General features: G+C 72.4%; 22 protein-coding genes. 9 read left to right on the top strand and 13 right to left on the bottom strand.

Going from position 1 to position 24,464, the window contains the following annotated elements:
• Positions 1 to 3: 3 nt before the first annotated feature.
• Positions 4 to 1,317: an ATP-grasp domain-containing protein gene (locus HNR57_RS23655; protein ID WP_184562592.1), complete on the bottom strand. Its 1,314-nt coding sequence runs from the start codon at positions 1,315 to 1,317 to the stop codon at positions 4 to 6.
• Between the two features lie 484 nt (positions 1,318 to 1,801).
• Here HNR57_RS23655 and HNR57_RS39670 point away from each other — a divergent pair, with 484 nt between their 5' ends.
• The gene (locus HNR57_RS39670) at positions 1,802 to 1,927 is read left to right on the top strand and encodes an SDR family oxidoreductase (RefSeq protein ID WP_246554900.1); all 126 of its coding nucleotides are present in this window, start codon (positions 1,802 to 1,804) and stop codon (positions 1,925 to 1,927) included.
• Positions 1,928 to 1,933: 6 nt separating this feature from the next.
• Here HNR57_RS39670 and HNR57_RS23645 read toward each other — a convergent pair whose 3' ends face one another.
• Together HNR57_RS23645 and HNR57_RS23640 are read right to left on the bottom strand one after the other, a co-directional pair.
• Positions 1,934 to 4,339, bottom strand: a complete 2,406-nt coding sequence (locus HNR57_RS23645) for a SpoIIE family protein phosphatase (protein WP_184562590.1) — start codon at positions 4,337 to 4,339, stop codon at positions 1,934 to 1,936.
• 91 nt (positions 4,340 to 4,430) lie between these two features.
• Entirely contained in the window at positions 4,431 to 5,057 is a 627-nt protein-coding gene (locus HNR57_RS23640; RefSeq protein ID WP_184562588.1) for a LysE family translocator, read from the bottom strand.
• A 111-nt stretch (positions 5,058 to 5,168) separates the two neighbouring features.
• Here HNR57_RS23640 and HNR57_RS23635 point away from each other — a divergent pair, with 111 nt between their 5' ends.
• Entirely contained in the window at positions 5,169 to 5,621 is a 453-nt protein-coding gene (locus HNR57_RS23635) for an Lrp/AsnC family transcriptional regulator (protein ID WP_033307166.1), read from the top strand.
• 22 nt (positions 5,622 to 5,643) lie between these two features.
• On the opposite strand, the gene HNR57_RS39665 is transcribed toward HNR57_RS23635, so the two are convergent.
• Entirely contained in the window at positions 5,644 to 6,216 is a 573-nt protein-coding gene (locus HNR57_RS39665) for a phosphotransferase family protein (RefSeq protein ID WP_313674513.1), read from the bottom strand.
• Positions 6,158 to 6,583, bottom strand: a complete 426-nt coding sequence (locus HNR57_RS39660; protein WP_246554861.1) for a hypothetical protein — start codon at positions 6,581 to 6,583, stop codon at positions 6,158 to 6,160. Before HNR57_RS39660 ends, HNR57_RS39665 begins: the two co-directional genes overlap by 59 nt.
• Before the next feature lie 183 nt (positions 6,584 to 6,766).
• On the opposite strand from HNR57_RS39660, the gene HNR57_RS23625 reads away from it, so the two are divergent.
• The 3 genes from HNR57_RS23625 to HNR57_RS23615 all read left to right on the top strand — a co-directional run bounded on the left by HNR57_RS23625 (position 6,767) and on the right by HNR57_RS23615 (position 9,459).
• Positions 6,767 to 7,603 carry an alpha/beta fold hydrolase gene (locus HNR57_RS23625; protein WP_184562586.1) on the top strand — a complete coding sequence of 279 codons (837 nt, stop codon included), beginning with the start codon at positions 6,767 to 6,769 and terminating at the stop codon, positions 7,601 to 7,603.
• 127 nt (positions 7,604 to 7,730) lie between these two features.
• Positions 7,731 to 8,744: an AraC-like ligand-binding domain-containing protein gene (locus HNR57_RS23620; RefSeq protein ID WP_184562584.1), complete on the top strand. Its 1,014-nt coding sequence runs from the start codon at positions 7,731 to 7,733 to the stop codon at positions 8,742 to 8,744.
• Between the two features lie 46 nt (positions 8,745 to 8,790).
• Entirely contained in the window at positions 8,791 to 9,459 is a 669-nt protein-coding gene (locus HNR57_RS23615) for a DUF5701 family protein (RefSeq protein ID WP_184562582.1), read from the top strand.
• Between the two features lie 6 nt (positions 9,460 to 9,465).
• Here the strand turns inward: HNR57_RS23615 and HNR57_RS23610 are convergent, their stop codons facing one another.
• The 3 genes from HNR57_RS23610 to HNR57_RS23600 form a co-directional block, all read right to left on the bottom strand.
• A complete protein-coding gene (locus HNR57_RS23610) occupies positions 9,466 to 11,790 on the bottom strand; it encodes a helix-turn-helix domain-containing protein (RefSeq protein WP_184562580.1) in 2,325 nt (774 codons plus the stop codon).
• Positions 11,791 to 11,866: 76 nt separating this feature from the next.
• Positions 11,867 to 12,853 (bottom strand): dTDP-glucose 4,6-dehydratase, encoded by a 987-nt coding sequence (gene rfbB / locus HNR57_RS23605; protein WP_246554860.1) that lies wholly within the window; start codon positions 12,851 to 12,853, stop codon positions 11,867 to 11,869.
• A gap of 14 nt (positions 12,854 to 12,867) precedes the next feature.
• Positions 12,868 to 14,085, bottom strand: coding sequence for a class I SAM-dependent methyltransferase (locus tag HNR57_RS23600; RefSeq protein WP_184562576.1), 1,218 nt, complete (start codon positions 14,083 to 14,085; stop codon positions 12,868 to 12,870).
• A 179-nt stretch (positions 14,086 to 14,264) separates the two neighbouring features.
• Here HNR57_RS23600 and rfbA point away from each other — a divergent pair, with 179 nt between their 5' ends.
• Positions 14,265 to 15,146 (top strand): glucose-1-phosphate thymidylyltransferase RfbA, encoded by an 882-nt coding sequence (gene rfbA, locus HNR57_RS23595; RefSeq protein ID WP_184562574.1) that lies wholly within the window; start codon positions 14,265 to 14,267, stop codon positions 15,144 to 15,146.
• Positions 15,147 to 15,196: 50 nt separating this feature from the next.
• Here the strand turns inward: rfbA and HNR57_RS23590 are convergent, their stop codons facing one another.
• The gene (locus tag HNR57_RS23590; RefSeq protein ID WP_184562572.1) at positions 15,197 to 16,303 is read right to left on the bottom strand and encodes a winged helix DNA-binding domain-containing protein; all 1,107 of its coding nucleotides are present in this window, start codon (positions 16,301 to 16,303) and stop codon (positions 15,197 to 15,199) included.
• A gap of 160 nt (positions 16,304 to 16,463) precedes the next feature.
• Here HNR57_RS23590 and HNR57_RS23585 point away from each other — a divergent pair, with 160 nt between their 5' ends.
• From HNR57_RS23585 to HNR57_RS23575, 3 genes are all read left to right on the top strand, one after another.
• A complete protein-coding gene (locus HNR57_RS23585; RefSeq protein WP_184562570.1) occupies positions 16,464 to 17,081 on the top strand; it encodes a dTDP-4-dehydrorhamnose 3,5-epimerase family protein in 618 nt (205 codons plus the stop codon).
• Positions 17,082 to 17,149: 68 nt separating this feature from the next.
• The gene (locus tag HNR57_RS23580; RefSeq protein ID WP_184562568.1) at positions 17,150 to 18,301 is read left to right on the top strand and encodes a nucleotide disphospho-sugar-binding domain-containing protein; all 1,152 of its coding nucleotides are present in this window, start codon (positions 17,150 to 17,152) and stop codon (positions 18,299 to 18,301) included.
• Positions 18,302 to 18,352: 51 nt separating this feature from the next.
• A complete protein-coding gene (locus HNR57_RS23575) occupies positions 18,353 to 19,345 on the top strand; it encodes an NAD-dependent epimerase/dehydratase family protein (protein WP_184562566.1) in 993 nt (330 codons plus the stop codon).
• 43 nt (positions 19,346 to 19,388) lie between these two features.
• On the opposite strand, the gene HNR57_RS23570 is transcribed toward HNR57_RS23575, so the two are convergent.
• From HNR57_RS23570 to HNR57_RS23555, 4 genes are read right to left on the bottom strand one after another with little or no spacing between them, the layout of a single operon-like run.
• The gene (locus HNR57_RS23570; protein WP_184562998.1) at positions 19,389 to 20,114 is read right to left on the bottom strand and encodes a class I SAM-dependent methyltransferase; all 726 of its coding nucleotides are present in this window, start codon (positions 20,112 to 20,114) and stop codon (positions 19,389 to 19,391) included.
• Positions 20,114 to 21,337: a cytochrome P450 gene (locus HNR57_RS23565; protein ID WP_184562564.1), complete on the bottom strand. Its 1,224-nt coding sequence runs from the start codon at positions 21,335 to 21,337 to the stop codon at positions 20,114 to 20,116. The genes HNR57_RS23570 and HNR57_RS23565 overlap by 1 nt, the downstream gene beginning before the upstream one ends.
• Before the next feature lie 28 nt (positions 21,338 to 21,365).
• Positions 21,366 to 22,586, bottom strand: a complete 1,221-nt coding sequence (locus HNR57_RS23560; protein WP_184562562.1) for an FAD-dependent oxidoreductase — start codon at positions 22,584 to 22,586, stop codon at positions 21,366 to 21,368.
• Positions 22,587 to 22,620: 34 nt separating this feature from the next.
• Entirely contained in the window at positions 22,621 to 24,078 is a 1,458-nt protein-coding gene (locus HNR57_RS23555; RefSeq protein ID WP_184562560.1) for an alpha/beta fold hydrolase, read from the bottom strand.
• Positions 24,079 to 24,464: the final 386 nt, after the last annotated feature.

The raw sequence follows: 24,464 nt of genomic DNA, 5'->3' as shown, positions 1-24,464 counted from the left end.
TCCTCACTTCTCGGCTGCGTCGGCCTCGGCCGGGGCGTCCTCGAAGGCCAGGCCCAGGGCGGCCACGCAGTGGTCGAACTTCTCCCGCAGCTCCGCCTCGTCCGCGCCGCCGGTGTAGATGTGCGCCAGCTCGTAGCTGTAGCTGTCCTGCCCGGGGAGGTCCGAGAGCCTGTCGCCCTGCGCGGGAATCACCTCGATGCGCACCCCCGGGGTCTCCCGCTCGATGCGGGCGATCTCCTCGGGGCCCGGCACCCGGCGCACGACACCGTCGGTGAACCAGCGGTGGTACCACTTCGCCGCCATCGCGTACGAGCCCTCGCGGTGCGGCATGTGCGGGTCCTCACCCAATGCGAGACGGACCATGCAGTGGTGGTTGGGCACGCCGTCGACGTACTGGAACAGCTCCGCGTGCGACTGGGAGTGCCGCGGGTTGATCTCCAGCAGGTTGATCTCCTGGGAGCGCGGGTCGTAGAAGTACTCGATGCTGAAGGTGGCCGAGTCCATCCCGATCTGCCGCATCACGCGCTCGCTGACGTCGTGGAGCTGCGCGATGACCGGCGGGGGCAGCGTCGAGGGGTACTGGTGGCGCAGGAAGCAGGGGGAGTCCGGGTACTGGATGGAGTCCAGGACCCCGTAGACCGTCACCTCGCCCTGGTGGACATAGCCCTCGACGGCCACCTGGACGCCGGACATGGACTCCTCCGCGAGGCAGACCCGGCCGCCCACACCGTTCATCTCCGGCGGCAGGTCGATGCGTTCGAGGATGTGCTCGAAGGGCCGGCCGATGCGGGATATTCCGTCGCGGATCTCGGCGACGGCCTTGTGGAACTCCTCCTCGTCACCCACGCCGAAGGCGAGCTCCGAGGAGTACGAGAGGGCGGGCTTGAGCCACATCGGGAAGGTCACGTCCTCCGGCGGGCGCGGCGGCTCGGCCGACAGGTCGACCTGGCCGAAACGCGGGTGCCGGTCGGTGACCTTCTGCTGCTCCAGCCGGCTCCAGTACTTGTGCTCGCACTTGACCACCGACTCCAGGCTGGTGCTGCGGGTGCCGTAGCGCTCGCTCAGCATCGGGACGAGGGTGCTGACCGGGAAGTCCCAGTAGCCCACGATCGCGTCGATGCTGCCGTCGAACGCGTCGAGCACGCCCTGGGCCTTGTCGAGCAGCGTGGGCAGGTGCACTTCACCGACCTGGAGCTCCTCGATCGTCAGCAGCTGGTGAAAACGCAGCCGGTCGGCTCCCGGGACCTGCTGAAGCGTGGGCAGATTGGCCTCGTCGAGTCCGATCACGAAGACGTTCTTCACCGTCTCGTCAGACACGGCTCTCCTTCCGACGACTTACGGCCCGCAGGCCGGCTTGCAAGATCCTCGGAGTACCCCTCGTGCCTGCCGGCATTCCGGTTGGGGCATCGCACCCGTTCCGGGCGGCCGGGACATGCCTGCCGCCGTCCTGGGAACGCGGCCCGGGCAAGGACGGCGCGGCCGGTGAAGCGGGCCGCGCCGTGGACGACACCGGCAAGGGGGTAGCGGTGCAGCCCGAGCAGGAGAAGTCCGCACCGCAGGTCGTGTCCGAGCCGGACCCGCCCTACGCCTCCGACAAGCAGCGGCGGCCCGGCCTGGAGGCCGAGATGCGTACCGAGCCGCGCCACCGGGCGAGCCGTTACCGGGCGAGCGGGAAGCTGGAGGGGAAGACCGCGCTGATCACCGGCGGCGACTCCGGCATCGGACGGGCCGTGGCGCTGCTGTACGCACGCGAGGGCGCCGACGTCGCCGTCGTCCATCTGCCCTCGGCAGCGAGGCCCCGCTGGAACGCGCGGCCCAGCCCGAGGAGATCGCGCCGACGTACGTCTACCTCGCCTCCGACGCCGACTCCAGCTACACCGTCGGCGAGGTCATCGCGGTGACCGGCGGCATCGTCGACACGCGGTAGCCCGGCTCACAGCCCGGCGGGCAGGGGCTGTTCCGCCCAGATGGTCTTGCCCGTGGCCGTCTGGCGGCTGCCCCACCGCTCGGCGAGCTGGGCGACGAGCAGCAGGCCCCGTCCGCCCTCGTCGAAGGCCCGGGCCCGGCGCAGATGCGGTGCGGTGTTGCTGCCGTCGGACACCTCGCAGATGAGGGTCGAATCGCGGATCAGCCGCAGCTCGATGGGGGCACCGCCGTACCGCAGGGCGTTGGTGACGAGCTCGCTGACGATCAGTTCGGTGGCGAACTCCGCCTCCGTCAAGCCCCATTCGGCCAGCTGCTCGCCCGCCATCTTGCGGGCGCGGGCCACGGCCGCCGGTTCCGGGGGCAGCTGCCAGGTGCGGACCTGCGCGGCGTCGAGCACGGCCGTCCGTGCCAGCATCAGCACGATGTCGTCCTCGGGCCGGCCGGTCAGCACCGTGCGCAGCACCCGGTCGCAGGTCTCGTCGAGCGTGCCCCCGGGGCTGCTCAGCGCCTGGTGCAGCAGGCCGATCCCGACCTCGATGTCGTGGTCGGGCGCCTCGATCAGGCCGTCGGTGTAGAGGGCGAGCAGGCTGTTCTCCTCCAGTTGCACCTCGGAGGACTCGAACGGCAGGCCGCCCAGACCCAGCGGCGGCCCGGCCGGCAGATCCAGGAACCGTACGCCGCCCCCGGGGGTGACCAGCGCGGGCGCCGGATGCCCGGCGCGCGCCATGGTGCAGCGCCGCGACACCGGGTCGTACACCGCGTACAGGCAGGTGGCGCCGACCTGCCCCGACGCCTCCTGCTCGCCGCGCACCTCCGGGCCCTCCTCCCGGTCCAGCCGGATGACGAGGTCGTCCAGCTGGGTGAGCAGCTCGTCGGGCGCGAGATCGACGTCCGCGAGCGTCCGCACGGCCGTCCGCAGCCGGCCCATCGTGGCCGACGCCTGGATGCCGTGGCCCACCACGTCACCCACCACCAGGGCCACGCGGGCGCCGGACAGCGGGATCACGTCGAACCAGTCGCCCCCGATGTCCGCGCCGGCCCCGGTCGGCAGGTAGCGGTAGGCGACGTCCATCGCCGCCAGCTCCGGAGGCCGCTCGGGGAGCAGGCTGCGCTGGAGGGCGAGCGCCGTGCGGCGTTCACGGGTGTACCGGCGGGCGTTGTCCACGCTCACCGCGGCCCGGGCGACGATCTCCTCCGCGAGCAGCAGGTCGTCCTCGCTGAACATCTCCGGCGTCCGGTGCCGGAGGAAGTGCACCATGCCCAGCGTCACACCCCGGGCGCGCAGCGGCACCATCATCACCGAGTGGATGAGGTACCGGGACACGGTCTCGGCGCGGGCGGGGGAGAACCTGAGCCATTCCCGCAGCTCCGGGTCCCCGGGCCGGTGCCGCACGCCCCGGCCGGCGTTCAGGGTCCGCAGCGGCAGCGTCCCCACCGGGTAGCGGGTCGTCTCGCCCGAGGCGACCACCGACTCCGGGCAGCCCTGGAGCACCGACAGCTGCGCGGTGCGCCGCACGGTGACCGGCGTGTCCGGCGGCAGCGGTCCCGGCTCGTCGCCCAGGGCGACGGACTCCAGCAGGTCCACGGTGACGAAGTCCGCGAACCCCCCGGTCACGGCCACTTCGGCCATCTCCTCGGCCGTCCGGGTCACGTCCAGGGTGCTGCCGATGCGCAGACTGGCCTCGTTGAGCACCGCCAGCCGGCGGCGGGCCCAGTACTGCTCCGTCGTGTCGAACACGGTCGCCGACATGCCGTGGACCGCGCCGGTCTCGTCCTTCAGCGGCGACAGGAACATGGACCAGGCGTGCGGCCGGGTCTGGCCCGGGGCCTTGGCGTGCTCCTCGTGGAAGATCATCTCGCCGGTGCGCAGCACCTCGCGCTGGAGGCGGTCGTACTCGTCGTAGGGCGGGTTCGGCTCGATCTCCCACAGGGTCAGGCCCTTCATGTCCTCCACGGACCTGCCCATGACCCGGGTCATGATCTCGTTGGCGGCCACCAGCCGGGCGTCCCGGTCGTAGACCGCCACCGGCACGGGGAGCTGGGCGAGCGTGAGGTCCCACAGCGGCGGCAGGCTCCCCTGCTCGGCCGGGGCCGCCGGGTACACCGGCACGGTGCCGGTCACGAGCCAGAGCCGACCGCCCTCGGCGTCCGCCAGTGGCGTCCCCTGCAGCCGGACCACGACGTGGTTGCCGTTCCGGTGCCGCAGCGCCACCTCACCGGCCCAGCGCCGGCCGTCGGCCGCGTGCCGCCGTGTGGACTCCGGGAGCGGAGCGGCGAGCAGGTCGGTGACGGGCTTGCCCAGGAGTTCGGCGGGTTCGTAGCCGAGCAGACGGCGAGCGCCGTCGCTCCACACCATGATCGCCCCGTCGGCGTCGACGACGACCACCAAGTCCTCCGGTACGCGTCCCTCCACGGTGCCTCCGGGTGTGCCGCCCCTGCCTGCTCACGCTTCCTGCACCGATTGTCCCGCTACCGACTCGCTGAGGCTCGTCTGTTGGGAGGCGTCAGACGGCCAGGCGCTCCACCAGCAGGAACCCGCCGATGACGATCATCATCGCGCCGGAGACGCGGGTCACCGCCCGGGCCGCGGCGGGCCGGGTCCTCAGGACCGTGCGGGCCAGCACGCCGACGGTGAGATAGACGACGGCACAGGCGGTCATGTGCAGCGAGCCGAGCAGGCCGGTCTGGCCGGCGACCGGCCAGGCACCCGCGGGGTCGATGAACTGCGGGAACAGGGAGAAGTAGAGCAGCAGGGCCTTGGGGTTCAGTCCGCTGATCCCGATGCCCCTGAGCATGACCCGCGCACGGGAGGTGCCCTCGGGGGCCACCTCCTCCGCGGGGGCCGTCAAGGCGGCCGGCTGCCGGAGGACTCCCCAGCCGAGCCACACCAGGTAGCCGGCCCCGGCCAGCGTCAGCGCGGTGAGCAGCGTCGCCGAGCTCGCCACGATCACCACCAGGCCCGCCACGGCGAGCAGGGTGTAGCCCGCGTATCCGGCGACCAGCCCCGCGACCGCCGGCACGACCGACCGGTCCCGCAGGCCGGCCGTGATCGTGTAGGCCCAGTCCGCGCCGGGGGTGAATATCAGCAGCAGATCCACTGCCAGAAAGGCCGCCAGCGTGGTCGTGTCCATCGATCGTTCCCTCTCACATGCGGTGGTGCGAGGGGAAGGTTAGGCCGGATCGATCCGAAAGTGTTCCCTTCTTTACTCCTTGATCGCGCGCGCTGGGGCAGAATCTTCTCCATGGATGCCCTGGACCGGAAAATTCTTACCGAGCTGCAGCTGGACGGCCGTCTCACAGTCACCGAGCTGGCCGCGCGCGTGAAGCTGAGCGTCTCGCCCTGCCACCGCAGGCTGCGCGACCTCGAACGCGAGGGCGCGATCCGTGGGTATCGCGCGGTGGTGGACCCGTCCGCCGTGGGCCTCGACTTCGAGGCGCTCGTCTTCGTCACCATGCGCCTGGAGGACGCCGACACGGTCTCCGCGTTCGAGGAGGCGGTGGCCGCCGTCCCGCACGTGCTCCAGGCCCAGCGGCTGTTCGGCGACCCCGACTACCTCCTGCGGGTTGCCGCCACCGACCTGACCGCCTTCCAGCGGCTCTACGACCAGCAGCTCGCCCGGCTCCCCGGCGTGCAGCGCCTCAACTCCACCCTCGTCATGAAGCACGTCGTCGACGACCGCCCGCTGCCCGAGTGAGCGCCCCCCACGCGTGTGCGCCTCAGCCGCCCAGCCCCCCGGCGAACGGCATCGACCGCCATTGCTCGACCGCCGGCTTGAGCGCGTCCACCAGCAGGGGCAGCTGCGGCGCGAGCGCGAGGCAGGCCACCGCGCGGGACATGCCCACCGCGTTGACGACCCGCAGCACGTCCCGGTCCAGCCGGCGCAGACCCAGCCGCCCGGCCGCCTCGTCGTAAGCGGCCTCGCACTCGGGGCCGAGGGCCGCGAGGTCCCACTCGACCGGCCCGAGCGTGGTCAGTTCGAAGTCGGAGTACAGGGCGCCGTCCGGGCCGGAGACGATGTTGGCCGCCGGGGCGTCCCCGTGGACCGGCTGCAACCCGATGCCGGGGAACACCGCCTCGAACCCCGCGCGTGAGGCGACGGCCGGCTCCAGGACCTCCCACTCGCGCCGCGCACGGTCGAGATCGGCCGGGTCCAGGAGATCGGGGCGCGCTTCGAGCGCGGCAAGCCCCTCGGTGACGAACCGCGGTTCGGCCGCCGAGAGGAACGGCAGTTCACCCGGGTAGGAACGCAGCGCGGCGTGCAGGCCGGCGACCAGGCCGGCCTGGTGCACGAAGTCGGGCTCGGCGCTCTGGTCCAGCTCGCACGAACTGCCAGAACGTCATCGAGAACCCGTCCCGCAGCACGGGCTCCCGCGGCACCAGCGGACTCGGCGGGATCACCGGGTGCCCCTGATCCGCGAGCCACCCCGCCACGGCCAGCTCCTGCCGCTGCCGGGCGGTCTGGGAGCCGGCGTCGGCGTACGACGGCAGGACGGCCGGCACCCTGACCACCACCGGTGACGGAGCCAGGTGCACCACGACGGAGAACACGTCGTAGACGACCCTCGCCTCGGCCACGTCGAGCCCCAGATCACGCCCCGCGGCGACGGCCGCGGCGAGGGCACGAGAGGTGCGGGCGGACATCTGATCAGGTGTCATGAACCCTTCCATGGCGCCGATGCTGTCACGCCGGACACATGGGACGCATCAGGTTGAGGACCGGCGGCCGGCTGTGCGCCCCGGGTCAACAACCGGTGCGCTGTGGGGCGATCGGCCCGCCCGGGTCCGCCCTAGCGTGGCCGGGTCCCTTGCACCAACCGCTCGGAAACGAGGAAGCAGCACATGCCGTACATCACCGTGGGCCAGGAGAACTCCACCCCCGTCGACCTGTACTACGAGGACCACGGATCCGGGCAGCCGGTCGTCCTCATCCACGGATTCCCCCTCGACGGCCACTCCTGGGAACGGCAGAGCGCGGTGCTCCTCGACGCCGGCTACCGCGTGATCACCTACGACCGACGCGGCTTCGGGCAGTCCTCCCAGCCGACGGCCGGCTACGACTACGACACCTTCGCCGCCGACCTGAACACCGTGATGGAGACCCTGGACCTGCAGGGCGCCGTCCTCGTCGGGTTCTCGATGGGCACCGGCGAGGTCGCCCGGTACGTGTCCCGTTACGGCTCGGCCCGGGTCGCCAAGGTCGCCTTCCTCGCCTCCCTGGAGCCCTGCCTGCTCAAGTCCGACGACAACCCGGACGGGGTCGCCCCGAAGGAGTTCTTCGACGGGGTCGTCGCGGCGGTGAAGGCCGACCGCTACGCCTACTACACGGACTTCTACAACGACTTCTACAACCTCGACGAGAACCTCGGCACAAGGATCAGCGAGGAGGCCGTGCGCAACAGCTGGCTCGTCGCCGCGCGCGGCGGATTCTTCGCCGCGGCCGCCGCGCCCGCGACCTGGTACACCGACTTCCGTGCCGACATCCCGGCGATCGACGTGCCGGCCCTGATCCTGCACGGCACCGGCGACCGCATCCTGCCCGTGGAGGGGACCGCGCGGCAGTTCCACAAGGCCCTCCCGGCCGCGGACTACGTGGAGATCGAGGGCGCCCCGCACGGTCTGCTGTGGACCCACGCGGAGGAGGTCAACGCGGCGCTGCTCGCCTTCCTGGCGAAGTGATCCGGTGAAGTGATCCGATTCTTCCCCCGATTCTTCCTGGACCGCCCCCGGGCGGCGTGGTGACATCGTCGAGGCCGGCAGCGGAACCCGCCTGCCGGCCTTTGATGATGCCCAGGGGGGAATCCAGGTGCCCGTCGTCCTTTCCACCGCGTCACTGTCTGCGGCCGAACGGGGGGAACGCTGGCACCACGCGGTGAGCCACACCTTCATCCCGCTCGACGTACGGCTCCTCGAGGACGATCCCTCGCCCGGCAGCATCGTCAGCAACCGCCTGGGGTCCTTACAGGTCTCGCGGGTCGAGGCCGGTCCCCAGGTGGTGACGCGCAGCAGGCGGCTGATCGCCCGGGACGGGAAGGAGTTCCTCATCCTCACCCTGCAGCGGCGGGGCAGCGCCCTCAAGGAGCAGGACGGCAGGGAGGCGCGCATCGGGCCGGGTGACTTCTCCCTCTCCGACTCCTCCCGGCTGTTCCGCAAGAAGGTGGACAGCGCGTTCTGCTTCACCTCCTTCCACTTCCCCCGCCGGGAGCTCCGGGTGCGCGACACGGACCTGCGGGCGCTGACCGCCACGGCGTTCTCCGGCCGGGAGGGCAGCGCCGCCCTGGTGGGGACCTACTTCGCGCGCCTGGCCCGCGAAGCGGCGCACCTCGACGCCGTCGCCGGACGGCAGTTCGCCGCCACGGCACTCGACCTGCTGGCGCTGCTGATCAACGAGCGGTCCGGCCGCTTCGCCCCCCAGGCCCCGGAGGCCGCCGCGGCCACCCTCGTGCGCGTCAAGGACCACATCCTGCGCCACCTCGCCGACCCGGGCCTCGCACCGCCCGCGATCGCCGCCGCGCACTTCGTCTCGGTCCGCTACCTGCACAAGCTGTTCCAGTCGGAGGGCGTGACCGTCGGGGAGTGGATCCGGACGCAGCGGCTGGAGCGGTGCCGCCGGGACCTGCTGCGCTCCCCGGCCCTGGGGGACGGGGTCGCTGCCGTCGCCCGGCGCTGGGGGTTCACGAGCCCCAGCCACTTCAGCCGCGCCTTCCGCGCGGCCTACGGGATGGCGCCCCGCGAGTGGCGGATGAACGGCCTGGCCGGCGACGCGACGACGGACGGAGCGGAGCGGGAACATCCGGGCGGAGCGGCTCGTTGCCGATGAGTTCGCCCCGTCAGAGCCCGCCGTTGTCGACGACCCAGGGAGCATCGTGCCCGAGACCACGCCCGACCCGTCCACCGTGCTGACCGCACTCCCGGCCCTGAGCGCGCAGGCCGAGCGGCTCATCGAGCTGGGGGTGCACGAGATCGCCGGGCTGTCCGCCGATGAGATCCGCACGTTCGCCGCGCGGGCCGGAGCCGGGGCCGACGGCCAGGGCGCCCTGCTGGCCGTGCACCCGGACCGGGCCCCCGCCTCGGCCCTCGCTCCGCTGCTCCGCCGCGACGGCAAACCGGGCTTCGTCGTCGTCGACATGCCCGACGTCGACGAGTTCGCCCCCTGCGCCCTCGAACTGCCCGACGCCCCGCTCTACCTCGTGCACGGCATCGACCGCGGCGACCACATGGCCAACTGGTCCCCGGACGAGGCGCTGCCCGCCCTCACCAAGGAGGACCGCACCCCGCTGGTGCTCACCGAGGGCATCCACTGGGTGCTCCAGCAGCCCGAAGCCCTGGAGCGCAACCTCTGCTTCATGACCATCGGCTCCCGGCTGCGCAAGCCCAACGGCTCCTTCGACGCCCGCACCCCGGCCATCTGGATCAGCAACGGCACCGGCCGGGACGGCCGCGAGCGCCGCAACGCGCCCAAGGTCGGCTGGTGCTGGTGGAACAACCGGCACACCTGGCTGGGCTTCGCCTCCACCACGGGCCGCCGGGGCTGAGGCCCGTCACTGCGCGAACCGGGTGAGCGGCGCCGGCCGCCCCGCGGTCAGTGCGGCGAGACCCGCGCGGGCCTCGTCCAGCACATCAGCGGGAACGCGGCCCTCCAGGGCGAGCGCGGCCCGGTACGCGGAGGCGGCCTCGGCCCGCTCGCCGAGACGGGCCAGCGCATGGGCCAGATGCAGGTGCACCTTGCCCGCCTGCTTGTGCCATCCGCGGGCGTCGAACTGCCCGCGGATGGACCGCAGCGCGCCGGCGGCCTCCTGCCACCGCCCCTCGTCGAGATGGACGAACGACACCGCGTAGACGGCGGTCAGGACCGTGAACTCACGGACGTTGGCGGGGATCCGGTCCCGGTGGCGGGGATCCGCGAGCGCGTCCATGATGCCCCGGCAGGTCTCCACGGCAGCCTCACCGCGTCCCGCCCCGCGCAGCACCCGGATCATCCCGCAGGACACCTGGAGATACCCGTTGACGTCGTCCGCCTCGGTGAACAGCTCCATGGCCTGGTGATAGTGGCCGGCCGCGGGCGGCAGCTCACCGACGGCGTCCCGCAGCCAGCCGAGGTACGCGTGGGCCCACGCCTGCTGGGGGACGTCCCCGGCCGCCCCGGCGAGACGCAGCGCGTCTGTGGCCGACGCCACCGCCTCGTCGTGCCGGCGTGCGCAGGCCCAGTACGCCCAGGCGAGGTAGTTGCGGTGGGCCGCCTCCAGCGCGGCGTGGCCCAGGGCCGCCCCGGCCGCGGCGGCACGCTCGTAGACCTCGACCCAGTGGCCCCAGGACACCCAGTGGTCGGAGAACCAGTGCATGGCCTCCGCGACCTCGGCGACCCGGGTGTGCTCGCCGAGCGCCGCGGCCTCCCGGAACGCGGCCAGCCAGAGGTCGCCCTCGGCCCTGATCCAGCGCGCCGCCTGCTCACGGTCGTCCAGTTCGACCAGCCGGCCGGGATCCGCCGGTGGCATGCCGTAGTCCGGCTCGTGCCAGCGTCCGGCGAGGACGGCCGTGTCCAGCAGCCAGTGCCGCAGCCGGGACCGCGCGGCGACCGACCTCTCCCGACCGTCCTGCGAGCGGTGCCGGGCAGCCGCGTACAGGCGCAGCAGGTCGTGCAGCCGGTAGCGGTCCTGACGGGACGTCATCAGCAGCCCCGCCTCCAGCAGTTCCTCCAGGAGGTCCTCGGCGTCGGGCAGGGGGATGTCCGCGAGCACGGCGGCCGGGGCGGCGCTGAAGTCGCGGCCCGGCAGGAGCGACAGCAGCCGGAACATCCGGGCGGCCTCGGGAGCCAGGCGGGAACAGGACAGCGCGAAGGCGGAGTTGACCCGCAGATCGCCCGCGCTGAGCGCGTCCAGCCGGCGGTCCTCGTCGGCGAGCCGGCCGGCGAGCCGCTCCAGGCTCCAGTGGGTGCGGGTGGCGGCCCAGTTGGCGGCCACCCGCAGCGCCAGCGGCAGATGCCCGCACAACTCGCCGACGGCCTCCGCGGCCCCCGGCTCGGCGTCCACCCGCCCGGCGCCCACCACGGCCCGCAGCAGCGCGGCGGACTCCTCCCGGCTCAGCACGCCGAGTTCGACGCGCCGTACTCCCTCCAGACCGGCGAGAGTACGGCGGCTCGTCACGACCACGAGCAGCCGCCCCGCACGCGGCAGCAGCGGCCTGACCTGGGCCTCGCCGCCGGCGTTGTCCAGCACCAGGACCGCCCGGAGCCCGGCGGCGATCTCGTGGTAGCGGGCCAGCCGCTCCTCGGCGGTCAGCCGGGCCAGCTCGGCGTCCGCCACGCCCCACGCGCCCAGCAGCCCCGCCACGGCCTGCTCGGCCGGCAGCGGACGATCGTCCAGGCCCCGCATGTCCAGCAGGAACGCCCCGTCGGGGCAGGGCGACTCGGGCTCCTCGGCCAGCCGGACCGCCAGCGAGGTCTTGCCACTTCCGGGCGGGCCGGTCACCACGGCCGCGGGCGGCGCGACTCCCCGGCCCTCGGCGGCCTCCCGCGCGAGAGCGCGCAGCACGGTCAGTTCCGGCTGCCGGCCGACGAAGTCCCGTACTCCCCTCGGCAGGGTGAGGGGCGAGACCCTGACGCCTTCGGCCGGACGCGCCCCGGGGCGGGCCGCGCGGGCGGCCGCGAGAAGGTCCGCGTGCGCCGACTCGTCCAGCTCCAGGCCCTGGGCGAGCGCCGTGATGGTGCCCCGGTGCGGGCGCCGGCTCCGGCCGCGCTCCATGTCACCGATGGCACGCCCCGAGATCCCCGACGCCTCGGCCAGCTCCTCGATCGTCAGCCGGCGGCTGTGCCGCAGCTCGCGCAGCAGCCGACCGAACGGCGCCGTGATCCCCACCCCAGTGCCCACCGCGCGATAATACGTGCGGCCCGTGACGACATGCGTCCGGCAGCCGGTGACGACCGCCGGACGCGGGCACGCCCGTTCACACGGCGCGGCCCGCGGGGCGCAGGAGCGGTTCCCACCAGGAGCGGTTGGAGCGGTACCAGTCGACCGTCTCCGCCAGGCCCGTGGACAGCGGGACGGTCGGGCGGTAGCCCAGTTCGCCGGTGATCCTGGAGTGGTCGACGCAGTAGCGCCGGTCGTGGCCCTTGCGGTCCTCGACCCAGCGGATCTGCTCCCACGAGGCGCCGCAGGCCCGCACCAGCCGGTCGACGAGGTCGCGGTTGGCCAGCGGTGTGCCGCCGCCGATGTTGTAGGTCCCGCCCGGGCGCCCCCGGGTCCTGACCCGTTCCACGGCCCGGACATGGTCCTCGACGTGCAGCCAGTCCCGTACGTTGCCCCCGTCGCCGTACAGCGGGGCCTCCCGGCCGTCGAGCAGCCGGGTGACGAACAGCGGGATCAGCTTCTCGGGGAACTGGTACGGGCCGTAGTTGTTGGAGCAGCGGGTGACCCGGACGTCCAGACCGTGCGTCCGGTGCTGGGCGAGGGCGAGCAGGTCACCCGCTGCCTTGGACGCGGCGTACGGGCTGTTCGGCCGCACCGGGGAGCTCTCGCTCCAGGCGCCGTGGTCGATGGACCCGTAGACCTCGTCGGTGGAGATGTGGACGAACGGCCCGACCCGGTGCCGCAATGCGGCGTCGAGCAGGACCTGCGTGCCCGTCACGTTGGTCCGTACGAAGTCCGCCGCACTGTCGATGGACCGGTCGACGTGGGACTCGGCGGCGAAGTGCACCACCTGGTCGTGCGTGCGCATCAGCGCGTCGGCCAACTCGGTGTCGCAGATGTTCCCGTGAACGAAGGTCAGCCCCGGATGATCCGCCACCGGCGCCAGGTTCGCCCGGTTGCCGGCGTAGGTGAGGGCGTCCAGCACGGTGACGGTGACGTCCCCCGGGCCGCCGGGGCCGAGGATTGTCCGCACGTAATGGGAGCCGATGAAACCCGCTCCGCCCGTGACGAGCACTCTGGTCATGACAGTTCGCCTTCTCAGACGACGCGGACGTCCGGCACGTAGAGGATCCATTTTCCGCCCTGCTCCCGGAAGGCGGTCTCCCTGGCGATGATTTCCTCTGCGTGGTTCCAGGCGAAGAGCAGCGCGTATTCGGGATAGGGCGCCGAGAACTCCTCGATCGGCTTGACGGGAATGTGCGCGCCGGGAGAGAGGCGGCCCTGTTTCGCGACCGTCGAGTCGTAGATCGCGGGAACCAGACCGGGCCCGATGCCGCAGTAGTTCGTCACCGTCGCGCTCTTCGCGGTGGCCCCGTATGCGGCGACCGTGTGCCCGGCGTCGCGCAGGCGGTGCAGCAGCGCCGTGAGTTCCTCGCAGTTGCGCTTCACCTGCATGCCGAACCGTTCGAGGATCGTGCTGTCCGTGAGCTGACGGCGGCCTTCCTCGGCGGTCAGTTCCGCCACGGCCGGGCTCGGCCGGCGGCGCCCCGCGCGGGCCAGCGTGTAGCGGACCTCGCCGCCGTGCACCGGAAGCCGCTGCACGTCGACCAGTTCGAAGCCGAACCGCCGGGCCGCGGCCTGCACCGACGAGGCGGAGAAGAGGTAGAAGTGCTCGTCGTAGATCTGGTCGAAGCTGGCCCGTTCGACGATGTCGCCGAGGTAGGGGTCCTCGAAGACGAACACGCCGTCCGGGCCCAGCAGCGCGTCGACGCCGCGGAACACCGAGTCCACGTAAGGGATGTGGCACATGGTGTTGGCGGCGTAGATGACGTCCGCAGGCCCGTCCGCGGCCCTGATCTCCTTGGCCGTGGACTCCTGGAAGAAGTCGAACCGCACCCGCACACCCTGGGCGGCCGCCAGCTCGACCACGTCGCGCGAGGGGTCGACGCCCAGGTGGCGGACACCGGCGGCGGCGACGGTCTTCAGCATGGCGCCGTCGTTGCACCCGATCTCGACCACGAACGGGTCGTCACCGTGGCACTCGGTCGCCAGCAGACGGCGCGCGGTCGTGGCGAAGTGCTCCCGCATGACCGACGACATGGACGAACGGTAGGGGTAGTCCTCACGGAACATGCGCTCCCGCGGGACCTCTTCCATGAGTTGCACCATGGCGCATTCCTCACAGACGCCGACCGCGAGTCGGTAGAAGAACTCCTCCGACGTTTCCTCGGGTCGGCGAAAAGCATCGGACAGCGGCTGGCGACCGAAATCGAAGAATTCGGTGACGGAACTCCGGCAGACACGGCAGGTGGTCATGCTCGCACGCTAGGGCCGCTTCCTTGAAGGGAACTAGACGCCTGCTAGATGCCGCCGGAATACCCCATGGGACCGGTCCGGCGGAATCGCTGTCGAGTCGTCGTCGAGGCGATCTCGAATACCGGGTGACTGAATGAGGGGCGTACCGATTCACCGCGAGCGGAGGGCGGGAGACACCCGTGAAGGGGATCATTCTGGCGGGCGGTTCGGGAACGCGGCTGAGGCCGCTCACCCTCGGCGTTTCCAAGCAGCTGCTTCCGGTCGGCGACAAGCCGATGATCTACTACCCGCTCAGCGTGCTGATGCTCACCGGCATCCGGGACATCCTCGTCATCTCCACGCCGGTCGACCTGCCGCAGTTCCAGCGGCTGCTGGGCGACGGGTCCCAGCTGGGCCTGTCCCTCACCTACCGGGCCCAGCACCGCCCCGTGGGCCTGCCCGACGCGTTCGTCGTCGGCGCCGACCACATCGGAGACGACTCGGTCGCCCTGATCCTCGGCGACAACATCTTCCACGGCCACCACTTCTACTCCGTCCTGGCCGAGCACAGCACCGACGTACGGGGCTGCGTGCTGTTCGGCTACCCGGTGCACGACCCGGAGCGGTACGGCGTGGGCGAGGTCGATGCCGACGGACGACTGCTCTCGATCGAGGAGAAGCCCGAAAAACCCCGTTCCAACACGGCGATCACCGGCCTGTACTTCTACGACAACCACGTGGTCGACGTCGCGCGCAACCTCCGGCCCTCGGAACGCGGCGAACTGGAGATCACCGACGTCAACCGCTGGTACCTGGAACGGGACGCCGCCCGGCTCGTCAACCTGGGCCGGGGCTTCGCCTGGCTCGACACCGGGACCCCCGAGTCGCTGCTCCAGGCCGGCCAGTACGTGGGCACGCTGGAGGCCCGGCAGGGCGTGCGGATCGCCTGTATCGAGGAAGTGGCCCTGCGCATGGGCTACATCGACAGTGACGCCTGCTACCGGCTGGGCGTGCGGATCGGGCCCTCGGAGTACGGGGCCTACGTGCGGACCATCGCGACGGAACTCGCGGACGGCGGCTGAGACGGCCCGTGCCTGCTCCGGAGCCGGCGGCCGGAGCAGGCGCGGCCGCCTCAGCCCCCGTCCGCGACCGGGACGAACCGGATGTCGTACCGCTCGGCGTCCGCGGCCGCGAACCGCAGCAGCCGCTCGCCCTCCTCCGTGACCTCCGCCTCCTCCCGCGCGTCGAGCGGGGAGAAGCACTTCACGGTCAGAACGGCCGTCGCTTTGCCGCGCCCTTCCCGCTTGATCACCCACAGGGCCCGCACGAAGCCGTCCACGAGCACCGCCGCCTCGACGATGATGTGCCGGCGCTGGTCGTCGGTCATCAGCCGGGAGCGGTCCGCGTGACCGAGCACGACGTTGTCCAGCGCGGCCAGGAACCGCACCGGGACCACCGTGTCCGGACCGGGCAGCGGAGCCCCGGGAAGGTCGAACAGCTCCTCCCCGCCCTCGCCCCGGTACACCCGCAGCTCCGGCCGCAGCTCCTCGACCACCTCACGCAGCCGCGTCGTACCGCTCCATGCCTGGACGTCCTTCACCGTGGCCGGCCCGAATCCGGCGAGGTGGCGCCGCACGAGCTGCCGGAGGGAGGCATCCCCGGACAGCGGCCGGTCCAGCCACTCCTCGGCGAGCGCGAACGGAGTCGTCCCCCGGCGCCCCCAGGTGCCGTCCGGCGGCGGGTGCACCACGGCGAGCAGCCCCTGCACCGAACGGGCCAGAGCGACCGGGTCCCGTCCGGGCCAGCGCTCCGCCAGCAGCCGGCCCAGCTCCGGTCGCGCGAGCGAGCCGCCGGTGAGCGCCGAGCGGGCCACCGACGCGAGCTCGGCCAGGTCCACACCGGCCGTCTGCTTGCCGAACGCGGCCTTCTGCCAGCGGTCCAGCATCGGCTGCAACAGCGGGCGCACCCACAGGTAGTCCTCCGCCGTCACCAGGTGCTGGGTGCCGCGGAACAGAGTCGCGCGCACCACCGCACGTTCCTCGAGCAGCTTCGTCAGCTCCTCCAGCCGGAACCCCTCGATCCTGCTCCACAGCCCGACGTACGGCGGATCGGGATCCTGCGCCTGCAACCCGGTGAGCCGCTCGATCACCGCCGGGGCGGCCAGGTCCGTGCGCCGCGTCAGCAACTGGCGCTCCAGCGTCGCCCGATTGAGGTCCCGGCGCGTGAGAACTTCGGCCATGGCGTCCTTTCGCCCGTGTACGCGCCGAGCACGGCGGCGGAGACGGTCCCCCGCCCGGCCAACCTAGCCGCGATCGCGGTCAGCCACTGACCGCGATCGGCCATCTGCCTGGAGCGGACCTGTAGCGCGCTTCGAGGCGGCCCGGCCACAGTCACCGGCCATGGAATCGAGAGAGCTCGAGGTCGCCGGTGCGTGCGTCTTCACCCCCGAGGTCTTCCGGGACGACCGGGGGCTGTTCGTGTCGCCCTTCCAGTCGGAGGCGTTCCTCCGGGCGACCGGCCGGCCGCTCTTCCCCGTGGCCCAGACCAGCTGCAGCTTCTCCCGGCGCGGCGTCGTCCGCGGCGTGCACTTCACCCGCACCCCGCCCGGCATGGCGAAATACGTGTACTGCGTCCGGGGCAAGGCCCTCGACATCGTCGTGGACCTCCGGCTGGGCTCGCCCACCTTCGGCCGGTGGGACACCGTCGTCCTCGACCCGGTGGACTTCCGCGCCGTGTACTTCCCCGTCGGCGTCGGACACGCCTTCGTGGCGCTCCAGGACGACACCGCCATGGCGTACACGCTCTCCCTCGCCTACGACCCGGACAACGAACTCGCGCTGTCCGTCCTCGACCCCGAGCTCGGCCTGCCGCTGCCCGGGGACATCCAGCAGGTCGTCTCCGAACGGGACCGGGTGGCCCCCACCCTCGCCCAGGCCGCGGACGCCGGACTGCTGCCGCACTACGGGGAGTGCCTGAAGATCGAGGACGCCCTCACGGCACCGCGCGACCGCCCCTGACCGCCGGGGCCGTGCCGTCCCAGCCGGATTCGAGCGCCGTTCCGGCCCGCCCCCCTACGTTCCCCGGCATGAAGACACTGGTGGCCACCGGCCCAGCTCACCCGCTGTACTACCCGATCGTGCCCCTTGCGTGGGCGCTGCGCGCGGCAGGCCACGAGGTGCTCGTGGCGGCCCCCGAGAGCTTCGAGGGCCCCGTCCGCGGCTCCGGACTGCCCATGGCCCCGGTCTACGGCCCGCTCGACATGGGAGAGGTGATGGCCAAGGACCGCGACGGCGGACGGGTCCAGGTGCCCGACACCGACGAGGAGATGGCCGAGGGCATCGGCCGCGGCTTCGGCCGGCTCGCCGCCCGCACCCTGGAGGGCACAGCCGAACTCGTCGACCGCTGGCGCCCCGACCTGATCGTCGCCGAGTCCTACGGATACGCCGCCGCCGCCGCGGCGTCCGCCCGGCACGGCATCCCCTGGGTCAAGCACGTCGTGGGTCCCGGCGACCTGCCCGTCGACCCCTGGATCGCCGACGAACTCGCCCCGGAACTCAAGGAGCTCGGGCTCGGCGCGCTCCCCGAGCCGGCCCTCGTCCTGGACAACTGCCCGCCCCTGCTGGGCGACCCGGCACCCGGCACGACGCCCCTGCGGTACGTCCCCTACGGGGAGCCGGGCACCGTGCCGGAGTGGGTGCTACGGCCCCGCACCCGGCCCCGCCTGCTGGTCACCCTCGGGTCCGTGCAGCCGCAGATCGGCGGCGCCCCGATGCTCGGGCAGATCGTCCGCTCGCTCGGCGAACTGGACGTGGACCTGGTCGTCGCGGTGGCCGATCACCTCGTCGGACAGCTCGGCCCGCTGCCCGACCGTGTCATCGCCACCGGCTGGCAGTCTTTGACGTCCGTGCTCCCGGGCTGCGACGCCGCCGTCCACCACGGCGGCCCCGGCACGATGATGGCCTGTCTCGTCCACGGGGTGCCGCAGGTCGTGGTGCCGGGGCGCGGAAAGCCGCTCGACGCCATCGCCCGGCTCACCGACCTCGGCGCGGTACGCCGCATCCACCCGGCCGAACTGTCGCCCGCGACCATGCTGGAGGCCGTCCGCGCGCTGCTGGACGACCCCTCGCACGCGCGTCAGGCCCGCACCGTGGCGGACGACAACGCCCGCCGGCCGTCCCCGGCGCTCACCGTGCCGGTACTGGAGGAACTCGTCGCCGGGCACGCCGCCGGCGCCTGAGGGGGAACCGGGCGGCCGGCCACCGGCCGCCCGCAGGACGGGGAGAACGGCATGACCACACCGCACCGGCCGGCACACCCACCGCGGCGCGTGGCCGTCCTCGGCGGCACGGGCTGGGTGGGGCGCCACGTGTGCGCCGCCCTGGCCGCCCGCGGCGACGACGTCCTCGTCGTCGCCCGCCACCCGGCGCCGCACATCCGCCCCTACGCCTTCGAACCCCTCGACCTCGCCCACGCGGGTCAGGGGCGCATCACCGGGCTGCTGAGCGAACGCCGCATCGACACGGTCGTCAACGCGACGGACGCCCTCAACGCGACGGACGGCTGGGCCCGGGCCGACGAGGACCTGGACGCCGTGAACGTCGCACTCGTGCACCGGCTGCTCGCGGCCCTGGGCGAACTGCCCTGGCGCTCCCGCGTCGTGCACATCGGCACCCTGCACGAGTACGGCGATGTCCCTCCCGGGACACTCATCGACGAGCAGGTCCCCCCGCGCCCCGGAAGTGCCTACGCGCGGACGAAACTCGCCGGGTCGCAGGCCGTCCTCGACGCCGTGCGCACGGGCCGGACCGACGGGCTGGTGCTGCGGGCGTCCAACGTCTGCGGACCGCACCCCTCCCCGGCGAGCTTCCCCGGCAAGCTGGTCGGCATGCTGCGCCGGGCCCTGGCCGACGACGAGCCCATGACCGTCGTCCTCACCGGGGCCCGCCGGGACTTCGTGGACGTCCGCGACCTCGCCGACGCCGTCGTCAGGGCCGTCCACTCCCCGGCGACGGGCCACGCGCTCAACATCGGCAGCGGCCGTGCCGTCGACATCCGCACCCTGGTCCGGCTGTTCGTCACGGCCGCCGGGCACTCCACCGACCTGATCGACGAACGGACCCGGGACGTCGCCGGCCTCGGCGGCGCCTGGACCCGGGCCGACATCACCCTCGCCGGGCGGCTGCTCGGCTGGCACCCCCGTACCGGACTCGCGGAGTCCCTCGGGGACATGTGGACCGCGGCGACGACCACGGACGGCCCCCTCCAGGCGGAAGAAGCCTGAAGGGGGCCGTCCGTGGTCGTCACCGTGCCTCAGCGCACCGGCGTCACTTCAGCACGCCGACGAACAGACCGCAGCTGAAGCGGCCGGGACCGACGTACTCCACCGAGCAGCCGGCCCGCTCGAAGGCCGCCTCGTACTGCTCCCTGGTGAACAGCCGCATGAGGTGGACGTCCGTGAAGTGCCGGATGCCGGCGTCCTTCTGCGCGTCGATGTAGTGCACCACGATCGGCACGTCGTCGCCCTGCCGCCGGGAGTGGGAGACCCGCACCGTCACCCGGTCCTCGGTGCGCACCAGGTCGTCCGCGATGTAGCCGGGCAGGAACGCCTCCGGGAAGTACCAGGGCTCCAGGACGATCACACCGCCCGGGGTGAGGTGCCGCGCGAGACTGGCCAGGGTGCTCTCCAGCTCGTCCGTCGACCGCGTGTAGCCGATCGAACTGAACATCAGGCTGATCGCGTCGTAGCGGCGGGTGAGCGTGAAGTCGCGCATGTCGCCCGGGTGCACGGGGATCCCGGGCAGCCGGCGCGCCGCCTGGGCGATCATCGGCTGCGACAGCTCCAGCCCCTCCACGGTCGCGAAGTGGGCCTGGAGGAAAGCCAGATGGCCTCCGGTGCCGCAGGCCACGTCGAGCAGCGACGAGGCGTCCGGCCTGCGATCCCGGACCAGGGCCGTCACCTCGGCCGATTCGGCGGCGTAGTCCTTGCCGCGTGCGGCGTAGACGAGTTCGTAGATCTCGGCCAGTTGCGGGCCGTACGCCTCCTGCTGCATCACGCGTCCCAGGTGACGGACAGTTCGCGCACGCCGTAGACGATGGCGCCCTCCTTGCGGGGCACTTCGTCGAGCGGTACGGCGAGCCGCAGGGTGGGGATGCGCCGGAACAGCGTCGTCCAGGCGATCTGCATCTCCAGCCGGGCCAGTTCGGCGCCGATGCACAGGTGCGCACCGTAGCCGAACCCCATCTGCTTGCGGCTGCCCCGGCGCAGGTCCAGCTTCTCCGGCTCCGGGAAGACCTCCGGGTCCCGGTTGGCGGTCAGCAGCAGGCACAGGATGCCGTCACCGGCCGGGATGACCGTGCCGTCGATCTCGATGTCCTCCAGGGCGACCCGGGGCACCCCGATGTCCCCGATGGTCACCATGCGCAGCAGTTCCTCGGTCGCCGGGCCGATCATCGTCTCCGGGTCGGCCATCAGCTCCGCCAGCTGGTCCGGGTGCTCCAGCAGGCAGGCCGTGCCCAGGGACAGCATGCTCGCGGTGGTCTCGTGACCGCCGTTCATCAGCATCCGGACCATGTTGACCAGGTCCCGCCGGGTGTACTCCTCGCCCGACGCCCGGTACTCCGCGATGATGTGGCTGGTCAGGTCGGGGCCCGGCTCGGCTTCCCGGATCTCGACCAGCTTCTCGACGTAGGCGTTGACCTCGACGATCGCCGCCACCCGCTGCTCGGGGGTGCTGTGGATGCCGAACATGTTGTTGCTGTGCTCGATGATGAAGTCGTGATCGCCCTGGGGGATGCCCAGCATGTCGCAGATGATCGTCGTGGGCAGCGACAGGGAGAACAGGCGGTGGAAGTCCACCGGCGGCGCCAGGGCCAGCAGCCGGTCGATGTGCTCGTCGACGATCTCCTGGATGCGCGGGCGCAGCTTCTGCACCCGCTGGTAGGTGAACGCCGCGGCCGCCTTCCCGCGGGCGGCCGTGTGCTCGGGCGGGTCGTAGCCGATGAAGGAGGTCTCCGTACGGGCCTCGGGCGGAGCCACGAAGTAGAAGGGGAAGCCCGGGTGCTTGCGCGAGGCGCTGACCCGCGGGTCGGTCAGCAGCCGGCGTATCGCCTCGTGCCCGGTGACCGTCCAGACGCGCAGACCGGTATTGGCGAGGGTCACCGGGGTGACGCCCTGCCGCACCATGCCCGCGTACTGCTCGGGCGGGGTGAACGGGCCGGGACGGACGAAGGGGAAGGTCTCCGGCGTGCCCGAGACGTCCGCGGTGCTGGTCATCAGGTGTCTCCTCTGCTTGCGAGTCGGGTCACGACGAGGCCCGCAGTCCGCGCCCGTCGCCGTCGGCCGGTGCGTGCCAGTCGATGTGGTGGCTGCTCATCCAGGTGGGATCGGAGCCGTCGGAGCTCTTGAAGGCCCGGGCGATGAAGTAGTTGCGCAGGAAGCGGCCGACCGGGCCGCGCCGCATGTTGCCCTCGTTGTTGTACTTGCCCTGAGCCACGATGTCCTCGACGCGCCTGCGCCGCACGGACTCGTAGGTGACGAACGCCCGGTCGACGCTGGGCGCGTCCCGCAGGCACTTGGCCAGCACCACGGCGTCCTCCATGGCCACCGAGCACCCCTGGCCCGCGGTGGGCGAGACGGCGTGGGCCGCGTCACCGATCACGACGAGCCCGTCCCGGTACCAGTGCGGCGCCCTGGGCAGGTCGTAGGTGGGAGAGGGCGGCGCGGGATCGGGCGTGGCCGCGATGATCGCCGCCGCCGGGGTCCGGTCACCGGCGAACAGCTCCAGCAGGTAGCGGCGCCAGTCCTGCCGCAGGGCCCGCAGCTGCGCCCCGTCGGGCTCCGCGGCGCAGGGCGGGTTGGCGAACCACCACAGGTCGCCGTTGGGGTGCTTGGTGTAGCTGAAGAAGCTCTTCCTGCCGAAGAACATCCGGATCACGCCGGGCGGGCCCTCGGCGGGAAAGCCCCGCGCGCAGCCGAACGCGTTGAGCACTCCGAGGTAGCGCGGCAGGGGCGCGGCCGGGTCGATGATGCGGCGCACCTGCGAGCGCAGCCCGTCGGCGCCGACGAGCAGGTCCCCCTCGGCCTGCGACTCGTCCGCGAACACGGCCCGGACCGTGCTCCCCGTCGTGGTGGCGTCCACGATCCGCTTGCCGTACTCGATGGGAATGCCGCGCTGCGCCGCCTCGTCGCGCAGTGACACGTAGAGGTCCGAGCGCCGGATCGTCTGGATGATCTGACCGTCGGCGGCGAGCCGGTCGGTGCGTACGTCGCCGGTCAGCGCCCGCCCGGTGTGGCTGTAGAACGCGATGCCGGGGGTGTCGAAGCCGCGCTCGCGCACCAGATGGCCCAGGCCGATGCTGTCCAGGGCGTCGATGCCGTTCGGCGCGATGTTGACGAAGTTGCCGATGCCGTCCGCGGTCCGGTCGTACGCCTCGTAGAGGACCGGGTCCAGGCCGGCTTTCTGCAGTGCGATCGCGGTGACCGTGCCGGCGATGCCTGCGCCGATCACGAGTGCGCGTGCCATGGGTTCTTCCTTCGCTTGTCGGACCCGGTCCGGGTCAGGCGCGGCCGGTGGCCCCGGACGTGTCGTCGGAGGGGAGGTCGGGGCGGAGCACCGTGCTCGCGCACACGGTGTCCTCGGGCACGACGCCGTCGACGAGGTACGCGTCGACCAGGGCGTCCACCGCGGCATTGCCGCTGAGCCCGTAGATCTCGTGCTGGCCGGAGTCGGCCACGGTGATCAGCCGGTAGCCGAGCCGCTCGGCCATCGCGGCCCCGCCCTCGTAGTGGTCGGTCGGGTCGCCGTCGGCGTGCACGACCAGACCGGGGGACAGGCCCTCGCCGGTCGGCTTCACCGGCGGCTGCGGGGGAGTGAAGGCCCGGAAGGCGCCCACCCACGGGGCGGCCCGCAACATGCCGTACCCGTAGGGGTAGTTCTCGCGGAACACGCGCATGTCCTCGTAGTAGACCTCGAGGCCGGCGGGCCAGTCCTTCTCCAGGGTGACCGCGTCCAGCACACCGCACCGCGTGGTGCCCTCCGTCTCGGCCGGGGGCCACACCCGCTCGTCGGACAGCCACCGGCCGGCCACCGCGGCGTCTCCGGTGCGCAACTCGTTCACCAGGTGACCGAGTTCGGCCCAGCGGGCCCGGTTCGCCGAGCGGGATCCCATGGCGCCGTCGAAGAGGGTGCGCAGGAGGGTGCCGGCCTGCTCGGCGGTGTTCCGCGCGGCGTCCTCCACGGCCGACAGCACCGCCTCCCGGGAATCACCGAGCCGGAACACCCCGTTGCGTTCGGCCGCCCACGCCGCCCACACCTCGACATTGGCCCGGTTGGCCCGGCCCTGCGCCATGAACTGCTCCCGCCAGGACCAGTCCGGGTGCACACAGGAGTCCAGGACACAGCGGTCCAGCCGCTCGGGGAACAGGGCGCCGTAGACCGCGCCCAGGTAGGTGCCGTAGGTGTAGCCGACGAAGCTGAGCCTCTCCTCGCCCAGCACCTGCCGGATCACGTCCATGTCCCGTGCGGTGTTCGGGGTGTTGTGGTGGCGGCGGGCCTCGCCGCCCAGCCGCTGGTTGCCCGCTTCGCGGATCCGGGCGTCCTCGGCGAGCAGCGGGAACTCCGCATCGGGCAGCCGCGAGTCGAACGGCGCCTTGGGCGGGATGATCTCGCTGGTCAGCGGTGTCGACGCGCCGGTGCCGCGGGGGTCGAACCCGATCAGGTCGTACACCTCGGGCAGGCGGGTGCGGGACAGGACCGCCGGGAAGCCGCGGCCCAGGCCGAAGTAGCCTCCGGGGCCGCCGTTGAGTGCGAGCAGGATGCCCCGGCGCCGGGCCGGGTCCTTGGCCCGTATCCGGGTCAGCGCCAGGGAGATCAGCGGCCCGTCGGGCCGGGCGTAGTCGAGCGGCACCTCGACGGTGCACTGTTCACTGCCGTCGCCCGAGGGCGAGGGCGACCAGGTGGGTCGCCGGCCGCGGAACCCGTTCAGGGCGTCCGGTGAGAGGTGACTGGTCGTCATGTCGTCGGAGGGCCTCCGTGTCGGCGGGGCATGCGGTGATCGGCTCACAGCCTCGGGTCGGTCACTGGAATCGGCGTGGAAGGACGGTGGATGACCGGCGGGTGGTGGCCTCGCGGCCGGGTGGCGCGCGCCCCTCCGCCGGCGGTGGCTGGAACCACTGGGTCGGGACGGCGTGGCGCTTCGGTGGTCGGACGGGTACTCGGGGGTGTGGTGTGGCCTTGCCGGTGGTGGCTGGGGCCACCGGATGGGGCGGCGCGGCGCTTCGGTGGTCGGACCGGTACTCGGGAGAGTGGCGCATCGCCGGTGATGGCAGGGGCCTGGGGCGCGGCGCCGGGCCATGCCGGTGGTGGCAGGGCCCCGGGGATCGTGGCCGACGCCCCGGACGC

It is taken from the genome of Streptomyces paradoxus (assembly GCF_014202475.1).
GTDB classification, from domain to species: Bacteria; Actinomycetota; Actinomycetes; order Streptomycetales; family Streptomycetaceae; genus Streptomyces; species Streptomyces paradoxus.
This window is presented reverse-complemented; position numbering and strand designations above follow the sequence as displayed.